Below are 18,083 nucleotides of genomic sequence, written 5' to 3'. Positions count from 1 at the left end.
CGGGCCGGGCGGACGGCGCCTGGACGACGGAAGAGCCGTGGCGAGCCGGTCGCGCGGACGGCGCCTGGACGACGCAGGAGCCGTGGCGGGCCGCCCGCAGGAGGGGCGCCGGCTCAGGCGGGGGTCGCCTCCAGTGCGCGGCGGGCGTAGGCGCGGACGTCGGCGTCCGGGTCGCCCAGGGCCGCCGAGAGCGCCGCGGCGACCTCCGGGGCACCCGCCCAGCGGGTCAGCGCGAGCACGGCCGCCTTGCGCACGTCCAGGTTGGCGTCCGAGAGGGCCTGGACCAGGGGACCCTGGGCGGTCTGGCCGCCGCCCGCGGCGCCCAGGCAGCGGGCCGCCCCGACGCGCACCTGCCAGGCGGGGTCGGCCAGCCCGCGCAGCGCCTGGGCCTCCAGCGGGGCGCCGGTGGCGCCGGACGCCTCCAGCGCCGCCGCCCTGACCAGCGGGTCGGCGTCGGCCGCCAGCGCGCCGAGCGCGGCGGACGGCTTGCCCACCAGCCCGAGGCCCCTGGCAGCCCAGACCCTGACCTCCCTGGACGGGTCGCCGGCGGCCGCAGCCACCAGGTCGGCCTCGTCGAGGGAGACCAGGCCGCGGATCGCCTCGATGCGCACGCGCCGGTCGGGGTCGTCCATGCCGGCGCGGAACACCTCGCGGTCGCCGAGCCGCAACGCGCGCAGCATGTCCAGCGCCGTGGCCCTGACCACGGCGTCACCCCCGGTGAGCCGCCCGGCCAGGGCCGCGCCGAACTCGGGGGTCGCGGGGAGCACCTCGGCCAGCTCCCTGAGCCCGGTGGCGGCGGCGCGCCGCACCGCGCCGTGGTCGTCGCCGAGCGCGGCGACCAGCGCCGCGCCCGCACCGTCCGGGACGGTCTCGGTGAGCGTGGCGATGGCGGCCCGCCTGACCTTGGGGTCGGGGTCGGCGAGGTAGGGGGCGAGCCGGTCGGCGGTGGGCTGCTCCTCGGCCAGCCGGTGCAGTTCCAGGATGCGGGGCGATCGGCCGACGGCGGCCCGTCCGGCGCGCACGGACTCGACGCGCCGCACCGCCGTGGAGACGTGGGCGCCCAGCGGCACCGGCTCCCCGCCCGTGGGCGCGAACTCCGGCACCGGCACCAGGTAGGGCTCCACGGGACGCTTGAGGAACTCCATCGCCCCGTCCTGCCGCCTGCGGAGGTTGAGGTGGAACAGCCAGCGGCCGTCGTCGCGCGCCGGCAGGTCGGCGCGCTCGTGGTACAGCCCCCAGCGGCTCTCGGTGCGGGTGAGCGAGGCGCGGGCGGCCATCTCGGCGCAGTCGCGGATGAAGTCCACCTCCGCGCAGCGCATCAGCTCGTGCGGGGTACGCGCGCCCATAGAGGCGATCTCCTCGCGCATCCGCTCGAAGGACTCCAGCGCGATCTCCAGCTTGGCGGCGGTCTTGGGCGGGGCGACGTAGTCGTTGACGAAGCGGCGCAGCTTGTACTCCACCTGCTGCTGCGGCGGCCCGCCGGGGTGACGCAGCGGGCGGTAGACCAGCTCGTGCGCGGCGGCGACCTGGTCCTGCGGGAGCGCCGCCGGGGCGCCGCCGTGGTGCGCGGCGGCGTGCGCGCCGGCGAGGTCGCCGAACACGAACGCGCCGATCATGTAGTTGTGCGGGACGCAGGCCAGATCCCCGGCCGCGTACAGACCGGGCACCGTGGTGGCGCCGTTCTCGTCCACCCACACCCCCGACGCCGAGTGGCCGCCGCACAGGCCGATCTCGGAGATGTGCATCTCCACGTCGTGGGTGCGGTAGTCGTGGCCGCGCCCGGCGTGGAAGGTGCCGCGCGTGGGGCGCTCGGTGGAGTGCAGGATGGTCTCCAGCGCGCCGATGGTCTCGTCGGGCAGGTGGGTCAGTTTCAGGTAGATGGGCCCGCGCGCCGAGGAGATCTCGGCGGCGACCTCGGCCATCATCTGGCCCGACCAGTAGTCGGAGTCGACGAACCGCTCTCCCCGGCTGTTGACCTGGTAGCCGCCGAAAGGGTTGGCCACGTACGCGCACGCGGGTCCGTTGTAGTCCTTGATCAGCGGGTTGATCTGGAAGCACTCGATGCCGCTGAGCTCCGCGCCCGCGTGGTAGGCCATGGCGTACCCGTCGCCGGCGTTGGTCGGGTTCTCGTAGGTGCCGTAGAGGTAGCCGCTCGCCGGCAGGCCGAGGCGGCCGCAGGCGCCGGTGGCCAGGATGACCGCCCCGGCCGCGACGGTGACGAAGCGGCCCGACCTGGTGTCGAACCCGGCGACGCCCACGGCCCTGCCGCCGTCGGTGAGCACCCTGACCGGCATGACGCGGTTCTCGATGCGCACCCTCTCGCGGATGTCGCGGCGGCGCAGCACCCGGTACAGCACCTTCTTGACGTCCTTGCCCTCGGGCATCGGCAGCACGTAGCTGCCCGAGCGGTGCACCCTGCGCACGGCGTAGTCGCCGTATTCGTCCTTCTCGAACTTCACGCCGTACCGCTCCAGCCGCCGGACCATCTCATAGCCGCGGGTGGCGGTCTGGTAGACGGTCTTCTGCGCGACGACGCCGTCGTTGGCGCGGGTGATCTCGGCGACGTAGTCCTCGGGGGTGGCCTTGCCGGGGATGACGGCGTTGTTGACCCCGTCCATGCCCATGGCGAGCGCGCCGCTGTGCCGCACGTGCGCCTTCTCCAGCAGCAGCACGCGGGCTCCCCGCTCGGCCGCGGTGATCGCGGCCATCGTCCCGGCCGTGCCGCCGCCGACGACCAGCACGTCGCAGTCCAGGCTCAGGCGGTCCTCGATCGAGGGGATGTCCATCTACAGTTCCTCCAGGATCCTCGCGCGCGTCTCGCTCCGGTCGGCGGCGGGGTCGCGCGGTCCGTGCATCTCGATCACCGAGCGGACGCCGTGGCGGCCGAGCACCACCACCCGGTCGGCGAGCAGCAGCGCCTCGTCCACGTCGTGGGTGACGAACACCACCGTCGCCCGGGTGTCGGCCAGCACCTCCAGCAGCAGGCGCTGCATCTGGGCGCGGGTCTGGGCGTCCAGCGCGCCGAACGGCTCGTCCATGAGCACGGCGCGGGGCGCGCCGACCAGGGCGCGGGCGAGCTGCACCCGCTGCCGCATGCCGCCGGACAGCTCGCGCGGCAGCCGGTCCTCCGCGCCGGCCAGGCCCACCCGGGCGATCCACGCGCCGGCGGCCGCGGCGCGCTCGCGCCGGGGCGTCCCGCGGATGCGCAGCGGCAGCTCGACGTTCGCCCGGACGGTGCGCCACGGCAGCAGGCCGTCATCCTGGAAGACCATGGCCCGGTCGGCGGAGGTGGCCGCGACCGGCACCCCGTCGGCGAGGATCCGGCCGCCGTGCGGCGCGAGCAGCCCGGCCATCGCGCGCAGCAGCGTGGACTTGCCCGAACCCGAGGCCCCGACGACGACCAGGACCTCGCCGGGGACGATGTCCAGGCCGACCTCGTGCAGCACCGGGCCGCGGCCGTAGCCGAGCGACAGCCCGTCCAGCGTGAACCCGAGGCCCGGCCGCGACTCGCCGGTGCGCGCCGGTCGTGCGAGCGTCGTCACGTGGTGCTCCTCTCCGGGCGGGCCCGCCGTCGGCGCCCCGTCACGACTCCCGCCCCTCGGCGCGGGGCAGCCAGCGGGTCGCCCTTCGCCCGGCGAGCTCGACGGCGGCCGAGGTGGACCAGCCGAGCAGGCCGATGGTGGCCATCCCGACGATGACCGCCGGGTAGTCGACCAGCGTGTACGACTGCCAGGTGCGGTACCCGACGCCGAACTCGCCGGAGATCATCTCGGCGGAGATGACGCAGATCCACGCCACTCCCATGCCGACCGACAGGCCGCCGAACACGCCGGGCAGGATGCCCGGCAGCACGACGTTCCACAGAACGTGCCGCCGCCCGCCGCCGAGGGTCCGGACGGCGTCCTCCCACAGGGTGGGCAGCGCCCGCACGGCGTGCCGGGTGCTCACCATGACCGGGAAGAAGGCGGCGACGAAGGTGATGAACACGATGCCCTGCTCGTCGGTGGGGAACAGCAGGATGGCGACGGGGACCAGCGCGATCGCCGGGATCGGGCGCACCGCCTCCAGCAGCGGCAGCAGCACGTGGCGGGTGCGTCGCGAGCGGGCGACGGCGACGCCGACGGCCACGCCCGCGACCGAGGCCAGCCCGAACCCGGTGAGGATGCGCAGCAGGCTCTGCAGCAGGTCCAGGTAGTAGACCGGGTCCGCCAGGCGGCGGGTGGCCTCGGCGGCGATGTCGCCGAGCGTCGGCAGCCGGTCGAACCGCAGCCACAGGCGCGCGTCGGTGACCGTGAGCGCCTGCCACACCCCGGCGGCGGCCAGCAGCGAGGCCGCCTTGGCGGCCCAGCCCCACCGGGCCCCGCGCGGCGCGGGCGTGGGAGCGGCGGCCGCCCGCGGTGGGGAGGTCCGGGCCGGCGCGGTCACCGCGCCTCGCCGCCCGCCTTGGCCGCCCGCAGCGCCTCCTCGTAGGAGAGCGGCCGCGTCTTCGGGTGCTGCCGACGGTAGGCGTCGGCGCCGTCCTGCGTGGTGAAGGGCAGGAACCTGGCGTCGGGCGCCGCCGCGGGGTCGCGCAGCCAGACCGAGCCGTCGGCGAACCACCGGGTGCCGGTGACGGTGTCGGGGACGTAGGCGGCGCGCACGGGCGCGCCGGCGGCGGCGATCCGGCGCAGCAGGCAGGTGGGCGTGGCGGCCGGCCGCGTCGTCGTCGCGCCGGCGAGCCACAGCTCCGAGGCGGTCGCCGGGTCGCCGGCCGCCTTGCCGCACACCGGGTCGGGCCCGGTGATCCGCGCGGGGTTGGCCGTCGAGGCCAGGTCGGCGTCGTAGGAGGGGCCGTACGCCTTGCGCAGGTAGGAGTCGTCGACGAACGCGCGGACGTCGACTCCGGGGAAGCCGTCACCGATGCGCTTGAGGAACGGCACGTCGTGCTCGTGGGCGGCCTGGAGCGGCGGCTTGAGCGTGGGATCGAAGGTCGCGATGCCGCCGGGGCCGTTGTAGAGGTAGACGACCTCGGCGGGCAGGCCGGTGGCCGTGGCGACGGACTCGGCGGCCTCCAGCGGGTGCTCGTGCAGGTAGCGTGTCGCGTCGATCTGGGCCTTGAGGAAGGCGTCCACGACTTCGGGGTGCTCCTTGGCGTACGCCTCGCGCAGCACCACGCCATGGAAGGTCGGCACGTCCAGCGCCGAGCCGTCGTACAGCAGCCGGGCCTTGTGCTGGAAGACCAGCAGGCCGGGCCAGGCGACGAACTGCGCGTACGCCTGCACTCCCCCGGACTCCAGCTGCGAGGCGCCCACCGCGGGCTGGTGGTTGACGACGCGCACGTCGCGGGCCGGGTCGAGGCCGGCCTTCTCCAGCGCCTGGACGAGCGTGCCGTGCCCGGCGGAGCCGGCGCTGGCGGAGATGGTGGCGCCCTTGAGGTCGGCGAGCGTTTTGGCCGTGGAACCGGGCGGGACGACGACCATGTTGAGCCCGCCGCGCAGGTTGTACCCGGTGATGGACACCAGCCGCGTGCGGGCCGCCGGGATGCCCTGGGTGCGGGCGGCGTTGATCAGCAGCGGGTAGTCCCCCATGGACCCGATGTCGATCTTCCCGGCGACCATCTTCGCCGTGATGGGCGCGCCGGTGTCGTAGTCCTGCCACTCGACCGAGTACCCCGGGCCGAGCCGCTTCTCCAGGTAGCCGAGGGACCGCAGCAGGGTTCCGGCGGTCACCGTGTTGATGGTCTTGGACTGGTAGCCGACGACCAGCGTCGTCTTCTCCCCGCCGCCCGCCGCGCCGGCGACCGAGCAGCCGGTCGCGGCGAGCAGGACGGCGATCGACGCCAGGGCTGCGCGCATGGCGGCCTCCTTCATCGCAGCAGGTAGGGGATGTTGATGGTGACGGCGTCGACCGGGCACCTGGCGGCGCACGGGCCGCAGTACCAGCACTCGTCGACGTGCATGTACGCCTTGCCGGTCTCGTCGCTGATGGCGAGGGAGTCGAGCGGGCACGCCTCGACGCACAGCGTGCAGCCGTCGATGCACAGCGACTCGTCGATGGTCACGGGCACCTCGACCCGCTGTTCGATCAGGGCCATGGTCGTTCCTCCGTGGTGGCGTCGTGGTCGCGGCGCGCGGGCGGCGCTGTGCCGGCCGGGCCGCCGCCGGGGGCGGGGGGTGTGCGGTCGAGATGGCCGCGCATGGTCAGCCGGTCGCCTCTGAAGCGGATGAACTCCAGGTCGACCGGCCGGCCGTCGGCCAGGTGGGTGAGCCGCTCGACCATGAGCAGCGCGGCGCCGCGCGGCGCGTCCAGGGCGGCGGCGGTGTGGGCGTCGGCGTTGACCGCCTCCAGGGTCAGCTCGGCCATGCCGAGAGGCTGGCCCGCGATGCGTTCGAGCAGCACGAAGATGTCGTTGTGCTCCAGGTCGGCGTCGAACAGCGGCTCGCCGACCTCGCGGACCAGGTAGGTCAGGTCGAGCGAGAGCGGCACGCCGTTGAGCCGGCGGAGCCGTTCGAGGTAGATGACCCGCTCGCCCGGCGGCACGCCGAGGCGGTGGCCGACCATGGCCGGCGGCTCGATCAGGGTCATGGTCCTGACCTGGTTGGTCACCTCGCCGTGCTCGTGCAGGGTCTCCGCCAGGCCGAGCAGCCGGTGCAGGCCGTGGGGGTACTTCTCCCCCGCCACCGTGGTGCCCACTCCCGGGCACCGCTCGACCAGCCCTTCCTCGCGCAGCAGGTGCAGCGCCTCGCGCACGGTGTTGCGCGAGGCGCCGAACTCGCGCGCCAGCGCGGCCTCCAGGGGGAGCTGCCCCGCCGGGAAGTGGCCGTGCACGATCTGCCTGCGCAGCAGGTCGGCGACCTGCCGGGCCCGATCGGCCCGGCGGCGCCGCGCGGTGGGCTCCGCCGTCACCCGTTCCACATCCGCCTCCCCGGCTGTTCGCCAGCTCCGACGGGATCAACCTAGCAATCCGGTAGGGAAATGGGGATAACGGGGAGATTGCGCCACTCAGCCGCGTCCGCGCACCACCGCCGAGCAGCCGACCGGCCGCCGGACCGGCGAGATCCGCCACCGGACGGCCGTGTCGTCAGCGGGCGGCCGTGTCGTCAGCGGGCGTTCAGGGCGCGAGCGCCTTCTCGAAGCAGAGCGAGTAGTCGAGCGACTCGTAGGGCGGGAAGATCGGGACCCGGGTGTAGCCCTCGCGCTCGTACACCCGCACCGCGTCGGGCTGGCGGTCGCCGGTCTGCAGGATGATCCGCGGGGCCCCGAGCGCGCGGGCGGCCTCCTCCGCCGCCGCCAGCAGGGCCCGCGCCACCCCCGAGCCGCGATGGGAGGGCGCGACGTACATGCGCTTGAGCTCGACCTCCTCGCCCAGGCGCCGAAGGGTGACATGGCCCACGGGCACACCCCCGTCGAAGGCGACCCCGGTGTACAGGACCGTCTCGGCCCGCACCTTCATGCCCGGGGGCAGGTGGCCGGGGTCGGCGAGCCGGTCGGCGTACCGCAGCCCCATCTCGGCCTCCATCGCCGTACGCAGCTCCTCGGCGCCGGGATCGTCGTAAGGCACTGCCCGGACGGCGAACGTGGCCTGGTCGGTCGTCATCTGTCTCCTCACCGGGTTCGCGGACGGGACTGGCGCGCCCTGGGCTGCGGGCAGCCCAACGGTACCCGGGGCCGGGGCGGCCCGAGCCGGCCGGCACGCACCCCGACTCATCCGCGCTCCCCCTACCGCCGCGACAGGCCCGGCGGGTTGACGCGGGAGACTTGGGTCTCCGGCAGCGTCACGGGAGGAGGCCGCGACCGTCGTGCCCGGCGGGCCGCACGTGTGCGGTGCGGCTTTGGGTAGTTTGTGATCAGTCGAGGGGGTGGCCATGGGGCTTTCGTACGTGGTGACCGGCGGCGGTCAGGGCATCGGCCGGGCGATCGCCGAGCGGCTTCTCCAGCGGGACGGCCGGGTCGTCGTCATCGAGCGCGACCCAGCGGCGATGGCGTGGACCCGCGGGCATCCCGCCGGGCCCCGGGTGGCCGCCGTGACCGGCGACGCCTCCGACGAGTCCGTCACCGAGCGGGCCGCCGACCTGGCGCAGGCCGCCGGTCCGCTGGCCGGCTGGGTCAACAACGCCGCGGTGTTCCGCGACGCCTCCCTGCACGAGGTCCCGGCGCGCGAGATCGTCGGCCTCGTCGACCTCAACCTCGGCCCCGCCGTCGCGGGCAGCGCCACGGCGATCCGCCGCTTCCTGGCGGCCGGACGCGGCGGCGCGATCGTCAACGTGTCCTCGCACCAGGCGCAGCGGGCCGTCCGGGGCGCCCTGCCGTACGCCACCGCCAAGGCCGCCGTCGAAGGGCTCACCCGCGCGCTGGCCGTCGACTACGGCCCCTCGGGAGTGCGCGTGAACGCGGTCGCCCTCGGCTCGATCGCCACCGCCCGTTACCAGGAGTTCCTGCGCGGTCAGGAGCCGCGGGCCGCCGGACGCGTCGAGGACCGGATGCGCCGGCTCCACCCGCTGGGCCGGGTCGGACGACCCGAGGAGGTCGCCGCGGCGGTCGCCTACCTGCTGTCGGACGACGCGAGCTTCGTCAACGGCGCGATCGTCCCCATCGACGGCGGCCGCTCCGCCCTCGGCCTGGACCCCGAGGAGACCTGAGCGGCCGCGCCTCGCCGTGGAGCGCGACCTCGGCGACCACGGGCGGGCGCCGGAGCGGAGAACGGGTGGCCGGCGGCGGCCCGCCGGCACGCCATGGACGACGACGTTCACGTTTCCGGAGGACGGCGGGCGGTGAGGAGGTGGGCGATCAGCTCGGTGCGGTTGGTCAGGCCGAGCTTGGCGAGGATGTTCCGTACATGGCTCTCGACCGTGCGCTCGCTCACGGTCAGCCGTTCGGCGATCCGCCGGTTGGACAGCGCCTGTGCGACCAGGTCCGCCACCTCGCGCTCCCGGGCGGTGAGCGGGTCGCCCGCACGGCGCCGGGCCGCCGCCTCGGCGAGCAGCCGGTCGGCGCGGGCGAGCGGCCCGGGAAGGTCCAGCCGCCGCGCCTCGGCCGCGGCCCGCGCGGCCAGAACCGCCGCCTCGTCGTGATCCCCGGGAGCCCCTCGGCGCAGCAGCACCTGCGCAAGGGCGAGCCAGGAATGGACGAGCCAGGGCCGGGCGCCCAGCCGCACGTTGACCTCCGCCGCCACGCGAAGGGCCCGCTCGGCGTCGTCCAGCCGGCCCATGACGGCCGCCATGCGCCCAGCGGCCCGCGCGGACGCCCCGCCGCAGAAGCTGTCGGCTCCCCCGGGCACGCCCGCGGCCCGCGACCACGGCAGCCAGTGCTCGTACGCCCACCGCGCCGCCTCGGCGTCGTCGAACACCTCGACCAGCTCGGTCACATGCTGGAGCACGCCCATCCCATGAACCCCCGGCAGAGGCCCGCGCAGCAGCAGCCGCAGCCGCTCGTACTCGGCGAGCGCCTCCTCGCGCGCCCCGGTCAGGTGCAGGCGCAGCGCGTGGGCGGCCTCGACCACCGGGATCGGCGCCGCGAGCGCCTCGGGGTCGCCGTCCGTCACCTCGCTCGGGTCGCCCCGTACGAGCGCCACCAACGCGGCGAAGACGCCGGTCACCACGCACGCCAGCGAGTCGCCCGTGCGGACCGCCACCGCCCCCGCCTCCGACGACCGGGCGCGCGCCTCGTCCCAGCGCCCGGCCAGTGCGGCGCGGGCCGCCGCCACCCGCAGGTGGTACCAGCGGGCCACCGGCAGCCGCGTCGCCGCCGCCAGTTCGCCGAGTCGCGCGATGCCGTCGTCCACCGCGGCGAGGTCTCCGATCTGGTAGTCGGCGTCCAGCCGCCAGATGTACCCGCGGACCGCCGGCATCGGCCGGCCCACGCGCAGGCCCACGCCGACGGACAGCTCACCGAGCCGCCGGCGTTCGGCGGCGTCGCCGGGCCGGTCGAGGATCCCGGCCCTGGCACGCGCCGCGTCGAGCAGGGCCGCGGGGTCGCCGCAGCCCTCGGCGAGGCGCAGCGCCTCGGCGGAGGTCCGCGCGGCCTCCTCCCACCGGTCGGCCTCCACCTCCCACGCCGCCTTGCGCGCCATCAGCCGCGACCGCACGACGGCGACCGCATCCGCTCCAGCCTCCGCGACGCCCTCGCCGGCCCACTCCCCCGCGGCGCCCCTGCCCGCCCATTCCCCTGCGACCGCCTCACCCTCCTGATCCCCCGCAGTGCCCCTGCCCGCCTGTTCCCCCGCGACCGCCTCACCCTCCTGATGCCCCGTGGCGGCTCGGGCCTGCCGGTCCGCCGGGGCGGCTTCGCCCGGCCGGTGCGCTGGGATGTCCAGGGCCGCCAGGGCGCGGTCGCAGAGGGCGGTCATGCCCACCACGACGGCCCGGTCCCCCGCTCCGCTGAGCACGAGGGCGGCGGACGCGAGCAGGTCCGGACGTCCCGCCGCGTCAGCGGCATCGGCGGCCGCACGGCAGTGCTCCGCACTCTGACCGACGAACCCGGCGTAGCACTCGGCGGTGGCCAACTCGGTCAGGATCTCCGCCCGCCGCGCGTGATCGGCGCCCAGGCGGCCGAGCAGTCCGAGTGCCTGACGGCTGAGCCGGGCCGCGTCCTGCGGCGCGGAGGAGCGCAGCGCGTACGCGGCGGCGGCGCGCGTCCACCACAACGCCGTGCGCAGGGTCTCGGGGTCGTCGCCCGCCCGCCGCCAGTGGGCGGCGACGCGCGCGGCCAGGGCGGGATCGTCGCCGGCCCGGCGCACCAGCGCGGCGGCCGCACGCCGGTGCAGGCAGGCGGCCTCCCGCGCCGCCGCCGCGGCGGCCACGCCGTCCCGCACCACAGCGTGGGCGAACCGGTACGCCTGCGGCCACGTGGCGGACGCGGGCGCGCCACCCGTCGTGAGCACGCCGGCGGTCAGGAGCGCGTCGAGGTGGGCGGACACCACCGCGTGCGGCAGGTCGCGGACCTCCGCCAGCAGACGCGCGTCGATGTCCCGCCCGAGGACCGCCGCGGCTCCCGCCGTCTCCCGCACCTCCGGGCCGAGCCCGTCGAGCATGCCCAGGACCAGCAGCCGCATGTTCGCGGGCGGCACCAGCCCATCGGCGCCCCTCTCGCCCAGGTGCGGGCCTCCGCCGCCGGACGGCCGCTCACTCCCGGGGGACGCCCTGCCGGAGGGGAGCATCTCGCCCTCACCGGAAGACGACCCGCCGCCAGGAGACGGCCCACCGGCGGGGGAAGGTGTGCGCCCGAGGGCCGCCGCCATCGCGGCGACCAGTAAGGGGAGGCCCCCGGTGCGCTCGTGCACCGCCGGCGCGAGCGCGGCGCCCCCGGGGACGTCCGCGAGCACCCGCGCCACATCCCCCACGGTCAGCGGGGCCAGGGCCAGGGCGCGCACGGCCCGGCCGCGGGCGATGCCGGCAAGGGTGGCGGCCAGGGCGCCGTCGCGTCCCGGAGCCGGATCGCGGTGCGTCGCCAGGACGAGCAGCCGCGACCCCGGGGTCTCCGAAGCGACGTGGCGCAGCAGGGCCAGGGACGCCTCGTCGGCGTCGTGGACGTCCTCCAGGACGACGACGAGGCCCTCGGCGTCCTCGGCCGCCGCGAGCAGCGCGTCGACGAGCGAGACGAGCCGCCGGAACCGCGCGGCGCCCGCCTCCGCGACATCCCCACCGGCCCAGATCGCATCAAGATCCACTTCGGCGGCGTTCCCACCGGTCTCCACCGCATCGCCACCCGCCCCGACGGCGCCGGGGGCGCCTTTGGCGGTATCGAGGTCAGCCTCAGCGGCATCGGCACTCGACCCGACGGGATCGGCGCCCGCCTCGGCGGGGTCGGCGTCCGCTCGTGCCGCTGGTGAGCGGGTCGCGGGGCGGGGGGACGGATGAGGGGCGAGGCGGTGCAGCAGGCGCGTCCACGGCCACAGTGGGGGGACGCCCGGCTCGTCCGGACAGCGGGCCCAGACGACACCGGGTTCGCCGGCCAGGGCCTCCTCCACCAGGCGGGACTTGCCCATGCCTGGCGGACCCGAGACGAGGATCACCCCTCCACCGCCCTCCCGAGCGGCGGCGGCGGCCTCGCGCAGCACGGCGACCTCACGATCGCGCCCGGCGAAGGGAGGCGAGGCGCTAGGTCCGGCATCCACCGGACCAGTCTGACAGCCACGGCCCGGATCCCATGGACGCCCGTCTCCGACGGCCTCCTGGACGGTCCACATTGACCTCGCGGGGGTCTGCGCGCCCGGGGTGGGTGGGGGTCGGCCGGCGTCCCGGCAGGACTCGGCGGCCGCGGCGTGTGGGCGCGGATGCGTGAGGGCTCGGGATGTGTGGGGGGGGCGGCCGGCGTCCCGGCAGGACTCGGCGGCCGCGGCGTGTGGGCCGGGTGCGTGGGGGCTCAGTGCCGTGGGTCGGTGGTAGCACTCATGACCGGGGCGCGGCGACGGTTCACGCTGGTCACGACGCCGGAGCAGAGATGACCGGACGCAGCGGAACGGTGTGACGAGGGGGACGAAGTGGAGCTTCGTGAGTACGCGGGTCACGACGCCGTCGGGTTGCGCGAGCTGATCGCCACGGGCGAGATCACCGCCGGCGAGGTGGAGGGCGTCGCGCGGCGGGCCCTGGAGGCGGCGGACGCCGAGTTGAACGGGCTGGCGCTGCCGCCGTTCACCCCGGCGCTGGACCACGACCCCGGCGGGGCGCTCGCCGGGGTGCCGTTCCTGATCAAGGACAACGGCCCGATGGCCGAGGGGACGCCGTTCTTCTGCGGCAGCCGGGCCGTCCGCGCCGTGGCCGGGCACGACACCGATCTGATGCGGCGGCTGCGCTCGGCGGGCCTGGTCACGCTGGGCCTGACGACGGTGCCCGAGATGATGATCAGTTTCTCCACCGAGTCGGTGCTGTACGGGCCGACGCGCAACCCGTGGGACCTCGCGCGGGGGGTCGGCGGGTCCAGCGGGGGCTCGGCCGCCCTGGTGGCGGCCGGAGCCGTGCCCCTCGCCCATGGGAGCGACGGCGCCGGTTCCATCCGCATCCCCGCCTCCTGCTGCGGGCTGGTCGGGCTGAAGCCGAGCCGGGGACGGGTGCCGTGCGGGCCGGACGTGGGCGAGCCGCTGTTCGGCATCTCCGTCGAGTCGGGGCTGAGCCGCACGGTGCGCGACACCGCCTGCTACCTGGACGCGATCCAGGGTCCGGCGCCGGGCGACAAGTACACCGCCCCGCCGCCCGCGCGCCCCTACGCCGAGGAGGTCGGGGCGGACCCCGGCCGGTTGCGGGTGGCGGTGTCGACGCGGGGGTGGCCGGACGTGGCGGCGGACCCGGAGGTGGCGGCGGCGGCCGTCCAGACGGGTCTGGCGCTGGAGAAGCTCGGACACGTGGTCGGCGAGGCCCGCCCGGAGGTCGGCGCGGAGACCATGATGAGCGCCATGGTGCCGTTCGCGATCGTCGCCGTCGCCGCGCCGCTGCTCACCGCGCTCAGGCCACCGGACCCCGCCAAGGTGGAGGCGGTGACGCGGCGGGCGTTCGCCGAGGCCAAGGAGCTGAGCGCCTACCGGCTGCTGGGCGCGTTCGACGCGCAGAACCGGGCGGGCCGGACGGTCGGCGCCTTCTTCGGCGAGTACGACCTGCTCGTCACGCCGACGCTGGCGCGCCCGCCCGCGCCGCACGGGACGCTGCGCTACGACGACCCCGGGCACACGGTGGCCACGTGGCTGGAGTCGCTGTTCGCCTACGGCCCGTTCACGGCGCTGTTCAACCTCACCGGGGAGCCGGCGATCAGCCTGCCGCTGGGGTGGAGCGACGACGGGCTGCCCATCGGGGTGCAGATCGTCGCCCCGTACGGCCGCGAGGACCTGCTGGTCCGCGTCGCGTCGCAGTTGGAGGAGGCCATGCCGTGGGCCGGCCGCACGCCCGCGTTCCACGTCGGCGACCGCTGAGCGCCCATGCCGACGGCGGCCGCGCCTGCGGCCGCCATCACTCCCGCCGTCTCCCGCACCTCTTCGAGCTGGAAGCCGACACAGGCCGCGGACAGGTAGGTGTACGACGTTGCCAGGGCACGCACACCCCGTACACGAGGCGGCCTGTGGGGGCCTCATACACGCTCCACCGCGACGTCGTCTACCGTACGGCGGTCTGTTCGATCTGGGCGAACGCGGGAAGGTCGGGGACCGCGAAGTTCTCCACCGCCTGGGCCGGGGTCTTAACGCCCACGATGGTGGTGGCGAAGGCCAGCTCATCCAGCACGAAGCGGAGCGCGGCCTGGGCCAGGGTGACGCCGGGCCTCTCCAGGCGCCGCACGGAGTCGGCGAGCGCGACGTACACGCGCCGGCGGCCGGCGGGCCACCGTCCACGCAGGTCCCCTTCCCCGTACGTCGTCCCCGGGGCGTGCCTGCCGCTGAGGAAGCCCGCCGCCAGCGGTTCCCGGGCGATCAGGCCGACGCCGCGCCGGGCGCACTCGGCGAAGAGCCCGGCGGGGAAGTCCGGCGAGAGGGCGAGGAAGAAGAGGTTGTACGGAACCTGCAGGGTGCGGAGGTTCTCGTACCGGAGGCAGGCGCGTCCCTCCTCCAGCGAGTGGATGGACGCCCCGTAGTGCCGGATGAGGCCCCGTTCGACCAGATCGTCCAGCACTCCGAACGCCTCGCCGTCCTCGATCACGTGGAGCGGAGGGTCGTGAAGCTGGTAGAGGTCGATGTGGTCCCGGCCGAGGCGGCGCAGGCTGGCCTGTACCGCCGACAGCAGATGCCGCGGAGAGAAGTCCATCCGCGTCCGCCCGTCGTCGAAATTGCCGCCGACCTTGGTGGCGATGACGACGTCGTCGAGCCGGCCGGCCACCTTCAGCGCTCCGCCCAGGACGGCCTCGCTGTGGCCGTGGCCGTACACGTCGGCGGTGTCGAAGAACGTGCAGCCTAGGTCGAGGGCCGCGCGGACCGCGACGGCCGAGGTGCGGTCGTCGGTGGGCCCGTAGCTGTTGCCGGACCGGTTGCCGCCGATGGCGAAGGCACCGAAGCCCAGCTCCGAGACGAGCAGATCGGTCGCGCCCAACTTGTTGGTTCTGATTGTCCGGCTCCCGTCTCCGCCGCCTACCAGTTCGGGTTCAGCGGCAATGCCAGGCTCAGATATCGGTCCGCCTCACCCAGCATCAGTCCGGCCCGGCAGAACTCCTCCAACGCGTCCCGTACCTCGTCCGCCGAGACGTCGAAGGAGGGGTCGGCGCTCTTCAGGTGCTCGGCGACCTGTGCCGGGGTCCGCATCGTGTCGCCGCAGAAGACGTAGGCGAGCGCGTTCGCCGCCGTGACCTGGTAGGTCACCTGCCGGTCGGGGCCCTCGTTCCTGTCGATGAGGATCCCGTTGCCCGTACGCCGGTAGGTCAGCGTGTGCCGCCTGCCCGAGGACCACTGTTCGCGCCACCGCTCGACGAAGTCGTGCGTCGGCGCGAGAAAGGCGGCGGGAACGGTCTCCCCCATCTCGTAGTCGAAGAAGTACGCGACCTTCATCAGGTCCACGTGATCGGGATAGACGTATTCGTAACTCGCCTCGGGCCGTTTGGCGCGCACCGGGAACTCGGGGTCGGTGTAATGCGGGGAGAACCTCTCCAACCAGATCCGCCCGCTGCCGACAGGGGGTTCGAGGTGGGTGATGCATCGCAGGACGCGCAACTGCGCCTCGTAGTCCTCCGGTCGTTCCCCGGGAAAGCCCCAGATCAGGTTCCAGTTGACGCCGATTCGGTAGTAGGCGCACCACTTGAGGCAGCGGACGTTCTGCAGCATCGTGCAGCCCTTGCGCATGAGGGTGAGAATGTGGGTGTTGAGGCTCTCGATGCCGGGCTGCACGCGGCGGACCCCACCGCGGTGGAGGGCGTGGATCTGCTCGCGGGTCAGATTGGCCTTTATCTCGTAGAAGAAGTTGTAGTCGAGCCGGTCCCGCTCGATCTCGGAGAACAGGCTCCGGATGTATCTGACGTCCAGGATGTTGTCGACCGCCATGAACGAGCAGATCCGATGGCGCTCCGCCAGTTCCGTCAGTTCCGCGAGAACGCGTTGCGGACTCTTGGCGCGGTAGCCCATCGTCTCACCGTTGAGCCCGCAGAACGTGCAGTGGTGCTTCTGGCCCCACCAGCAACCCCGGGAACTCTCGAACGGGAGGGTCCAGGTCGCCTTGTAATGCGGGAGGAGGCCTAGCCGCTCGGCCCGTTCGAAGTAGTCGCGGTAGTCCGGCACGGGCAACCGGTCGAGCCGGTGTGTCGGCAGGACCGGCCCGCCCTGAAGGACCTCGCCGCCCCTGCGCACCAGAAGGCCGGGGATGCGCAGCGGTACCGCGCCGCGTCTAAGGTGCGAAAGGAGCGCGGGGAAGACGTCGTCTCCCTCCCCGGACACGACGTAGTCGATGAAGGGGAAGGCCCGGGCGTATTCCGCGCCCATCTCGCCCTCCATGTTCGCTCCGCCGAAGACGACCTGGATCCCGGGATGGAGTTCCTTGATGCGCCGCGCGAGCGCGAGCGACGCGACGTTCTGCTGGAACAGGGAGCTGAATCCGACCACCTGGTACTCCGTCCAGTCGACCTTGCGCAGGCAGTCGTCGATGAACGCGGGCAGGATGTCCCGGCGCAGTTCGAGGAAGAACTTCTCGTCCTTTCCCAGCTCCTCTATCCAGGAGAACTCGTAGGGGAACCTGGCGAAGTACTCCGCCTCCCGCCCGGCCGCCTCGGCGCCGAACGCCGCGTGGCCGAACAACCATTCCCCGGTCATGTGCGAGCGGCGCTCGCACAGCCTTTCGTACACGTCGGGGGACAGCTCGGCGGACAGATCCAGATTGAACTGGTGGACGTCCGCCGCGAAACCGGCGGCCTTCGCGATGGCGGCGAGCAGGCCGACCTGAATCGACGGCCGGTCGGCGGAGGCGAACGGCATGCAGACCAGGGCCACCCGGAAGCCGGCGGGATCGGCCATTCACCCCTCCTGGTGGAGGTGCTCGTAGAGGGGTTGCCACAAAGCCTGCCCCAGGGGCGTGAGTGACGTGGCGTTCCGCAGCACCGGCTCGATCTCGCGAAGCTGCCGCAGCAGGTTCTCCTCCCGGTTCCGGAAGACGTCGGAGTCCGGCATGCCCTGAGGAAGGTGGCCGTTGGCGCGTGCGGTGCGGTAGAAGAGCGCGACGTTGCCGAAAGCGTGGTAGGCGACCACGATGAAGAAGATCGGCCGCATTTTGTCCCGGAAGGGCGAGTAGTAGAGGTTCTGGTCCGTCCGGTCGTCCAGCGGGCCGAGCCTGGTGATGATGTGCAGGTACTGATGGGTCGCCTCGTGCACCAGCATCTCGGCCAGCGGCCAGACGTACCGCTGGTCGGAGACGCAGATGACGCCAGGGGAGAACCGGTGACTTCCGCTGTTGAAAATCCCGGGCCTCGACTGCAGCGGGACGAGTTCCCTCAGGACGGTGCCCGCCCATTCGGTGTAGCCGGGCGCGGCGTCGCGGATCAGGCGGAGCGCGCTCTCGCACACGGGACGCCATTCGCCGCCGCCGGCGGCCTCGTCGGGATCGAAGTCGTACGCGTCCGCGGTCAGCAACCTGCGCGCTCCCGCCGGGGACAGCGCCTCGGCGCTGGAAAGGGTGAAACGAAACCCCGGCGCGGTGACCAGGGGAAGCCGTTCCGCCTCCGCCGAGAGCCAGTGGTCCTCCTCGCGCGCGAAGACGAGGCTCGCACGCTGCCCCTTGTGGCTGGTTTCGATGACCACCTGGCCTGAGGTCGCCGATACGCGCAGTTCGTCCGCCGACGGGAGCAGCCACTCGCCGAAACGCAGACGCGCGGGCTCCGGCAGGCGGGCCCTCCATTCTCCCGTCCGTCCGAGCCAGGTGACCCGTAGGCCGAGCGCCGACACCGATCGGAGCGTGTCGTCGCCGGAGAGCAGCGAGGCGTGGAGGTCCCCGAACGCCGGGTCCCAGGCCGCGTCGAAGGAGGACTGCCCGGCGCTCCAGCGCTCCAGTATGGGTCCGAGGCCCGGGGTGTGCCGTTCGAGATCCGCTTCGTGGACCCGCAGGAATTCCCGCACGAGCTGGATCGCGTGGCCGGCGACGACGACCTCGAGGAGCTGCGCGTCGAGGCCGGCCTGCGGACAGGAGAATCCGGTGTAACCGAGGTCTGGGATCATGGCT

13 protein-coding genes are annotated in these 18,083 nt (G+C 74.1%); 2 read left to right on the top strand and 11 right to left on the bottom strand.

Translation table 11 applies throughout. The features are described from left to right. Positions 1-113 precede the first annotated feature (113 nt). From ACWEN6_RS08530 to ACWEN6_RS08500, 7 genes are all read right to left on the bottom strand, one after another. Positions 114-2,786 (bottom strand): fumarate reductase/succinate dehydrogenase flavoprotein subunit, encoded by a 2,673-nt coding sequence (locus ACWEN6_RS08530; protein ID WP_452569611.1) that lies wholly within the window; start codon positions 2,784-2,786, stop codon positions 114-116. Next, entirely contained in the window at positions 2,787-3,542 is a 756-nt protein-coding gene (locus tag ACWEN6_RS08525) for an ABC transporter ATP-binding protein (RefSeq protein WP_452569610.1), read from the bottom strand. It abuts the gene before it with no gap. Between the two features lie 40 nt (positions 3,543-3,582). After that, positions 3,583-4,425, bottom strand: coding sequence for an ABC transporter permease (locus ACWEN6_RS08520; protein ID WP_452569609.1), 843 nt, complete (start codon positions 4,423-4,425; stop codon positions 3,583-3,585). After that, the gene (locus ACWEN6_RS08515) at positions 4,422-5,834 is read right to left on the bottom strand and encodes an ABC transporter substrate-binding protein (RefSeq protein ID WP_452569608.1); all 1,413 of its coding nucleotides are present in this window, start codon (positions 5,832-5,834) and stop codon (positions 4,422-4,424) included. Before ACWEN6_RS08515 ends, ACWEN6_RS08520 begins: the two co-directional genes overlap by 4 nt. An 11-nt stretch (positions 5,835-5,845) precedes the next feature. Further along, complete coding sequence (locus ACWEN6_RS08510; RefSeq protein WP_148440852.1) at positions 5,846-6,073, bottom strand: 4Fe-4S dicluster domain-containing protein; 228 nt, start codon at positions 6,071-6,073, stop codon at positions 5,846-5,848. Next, positions 6,064-6,894, bottom strand: a complete 831-nt coding sequence (locus ACWEN6_RS08505) for a GntR family transcriptional regulator (RefSeq protein ID WP_380830499.1) — start codon at positions 6,892-6,894, stop codon at positions 6,064-6,066. The genes ACWEN6_RS08510 and ACWEN6_RS08505 overlap by 10 nt, the downstream gene beginning before the upstream one ends. Positions 6,895-7,090: 196 nt before the next feature. Next, the gene (locus ACWEN6_RS08500) at positions 7,091-7,576 is read right to left on the bottom strand and encodes a GNAT family N-acetyltransferase (protein ID WP_452569607.1); all 486 of its coding nucleotides are present in this window, start codon (positions 7,574-7,576) and stop codon (positions 7,091-7,093) included. A gap of 268 nt (positions 7,577-7,844) precedes the next feature. On the opposite strand from ACWEN6_RS08500, the gene ACWEN6_RS08495 reads away from it, so the two are divergent. After that, entirely contained in the window at positions 7,845-8,618 is a 774-nt protein-coding gene (locus ACWEN6_RS08495) for an SDR family NAD(P)-dependent oxidoreductase (protein ID WP_452569606.1), read from the top strand. Between the two features lie 107 nt (positions 8,619-8,725). On the opposite strand, the gene ACWEN6_RS08490 is transcribed toward ACWEN6_RS08495, so the two are convergent. Further along, positions 8,726-12,091: an AAA family ATPase gene (locus ACWEN6_RS08490; RefSeq protein ID WP_452569605.1), complete on the bottom strand. Its 3,366-nt coding sequence runs from the start codon at positions 12,089-12,091 to the stop codon at positions 8,726-8,728. Between the two features lie 366 nt (positions 12,092-12,457). Here ACWEN6_RS08490 and ACWEN6_RS08485 point away from each other — a divergent pair, with 366 nt between their 5' ends. Beyond that, positions 12,458-13,876 carry an amidase gene (locus tag ACWEN6_RS08485; protein ID WP_452569604.1) on the top strand — a complete coding sequence of 473 codons (1,419 nt, stop codon included), beginning with the start codon at positions 12,458-12,460 and terminating at the stop codon, positions 13,874-13,876. A 181-nt stretch (positions 13,877-14,057) separates the two neighbouring features. Here the strand turns inward: ACWEN6_RS08485 and ACWEN6_RS08480 are convergent, their stop codons facing one another. Genes ACWEN6_RS08480 through ACWEN6_RS08470 form a run of 3 tightly spaced genes read right to left on the bottom strand, consistent with a single transcriptional unit; the run spans position 14,058 to position 18,079 of the window. Continuing rightward, positions 14,058-14,981 (bottom strand): aldo/keto reductase, encoded by a 924-nt coding sequence (locus ACWEN6_RS08480; RefSeq protein WP_452569603.1) that lies wholly within the window; start codon positions 14,979-14,981, stop codon positions 14,058-14,060. Between the two features lie 38 nt (positions 14,982-15,019). Then, positions 15,020-16,885 carry a RiPP maturation radical SAM C-methyltransferase gene (locus tag ACWEN6_RS08475; protein WP_452569602.1) on the bottom strand — a complete coding sequence of 622 codons (1,866 nt, stop codon included), beginning with the start codon at positions 16,883-16,885 and terminating at the stop codon, positions 15,020-15,022. After that, positions 16,886-18,079: an aKG-HExxH-type peptide beta-hydroxylase gene (locus ACWEN6_RS08470; RefSeq protein ID WP_452569601.1), complete on the bottom strand. Its 1,194-nt coding sequence runs from the start codon at positions 18,077-18,079 to the stop codon at positions 16,886-16,888. Between the last annotated feature and the right edge of the window lie 4 nt (positions 18,080-18,083).

The sequence above is a fragment of the Sphaerisporangium sp. NPDC004334 genome (genome assembly GCF_053602655.1).
This window is presented reverse-complemented; position numbering and strand designations above follow the sequence as displayed.